The sequence below is a fragment of the Tritonibacter sp. SIMBA_163 genome (assembly GCF_046535935.1).
Taxonomy (GTDB): domain Bacteria; phylum Pseudomonadota; class Alphaproteobacteria; order Rhodobacterales; family Rhodobacteraceae; genus Epibacterium; species Epibacterium scottomollicae.
In genome coordinates this window covers 1-245 of the sequence record NZ_JAWJBP010001069.1, presented here as the reverse complement: position 1 = coordinate 245, position 245 = coordinate 1, and the positions used below count along the sequence as shown (strand labels likewise).

Sequence of the window (245 nt, the reverse complement as noted above, 5' to 3'; positions counted from 1 at the left end):
GGCGCGTGTGCCGGAGAGCCGCACGGTGCTGATGGGTCTCAAGATGCGCACCCCCGGAGTTGCCGCTGCTTTTGGACTGGAGCGGGCTGCGCGCTATAACGGCGATATGCTCGGGTTCCTGCGCGGAGAGCTGCGGTTGGACGGGCATTTTGTCGCCGCGTCGAACCGGCTGGCGCTTGGTTTGAGTACGTCGGTGTTTCACAACTCCGCAGAGGTGCTTCATGATTCCCGCTGTGCCGCCACCA

Annotated in this window: 1 pseudogene; it reads left to right on the top strand. The window is 64.1% G+C overall.

From position 1 onward, the window contains the following. A pseudogene (locus R0J92_RS25630) lies at nucleotides 1-245 on the top strand (exopolysaccharide biosynthesis protein); the annotation flags it as partial.